At 65.6% G+C, this 541-nt stretch carries 1 protein-coding gene; it reads right to left on the bottom strand.

Annotated features, from left to right (window positions below; genetic code table 11):
* The coding region (locus tag BTW07_RS18935) for an Ig-like domain-containing protein (protein WP_167369291.1) at positions 1-541 on the bottom strand (541 nt) is incomplete at both ends.

The raw sequence follows: 541 nt of genomic DNA, 5'->3' as shown, positions 1-541 counted from the left end.
AGCGGTGTAGCTGAAGGTGACGTCGCGACTTTCGCCGGCGGCCAGAGTGTCGAAGTCGGTGCCGGGCGTGAAACTGTAGGAACCGTCGGCATTGAACGTCAGGCTACCGTTGCCGGTGCCGACATCCGTCGCCAGGTCATAACCGGCGATGGTGCCGTCAACATCGGTCGCTGCCGGCACCTGCCCGCTAAGAGCGCTGTTCTCGCCGGTGGTCTGAGTATCGGCGACGGCCACCGGCGCATCGTTGGTGCCAGTCACCGTTACGGTCAGCGTCGAGGTGGCGGTGCCGCCCTGGCCGTCGCTGACGGTATAGCTGACTTTAGTGGTGTCGGTCTGACCCGCGGCCAGGCGATCGAACGCCGTGCCCGGATTGAAGCTGTAGGAGCCATCCGCGTTCAGCGTGAAGGTGCCGCCATTGGAGCCGGTGATGGCCTGCCCCACGCTACCTGTTACGCCATTGACTGCGCTGACGCTCAGCGTGCCGCCGTCGACATCGCTGTCGTTGGCCAGCACGCCCTGGGCCGCGTTGACGGTGAGCGCT

Source organism: Salinicola socius, assembly GCF_001937195.1.
Classification (GTDB): domain Bacteria; phylum Pseudomonadota; class Gammaproteobacteria; order Pseudomonadales; family Halomonadaceae; genus Salinicola; species Salinicola socius.
The sequence above is the reverse complement of the archived record's forward strand: the minus strand, read 5'-3'. Positions and strand labels throughout refer to the sequence as shown.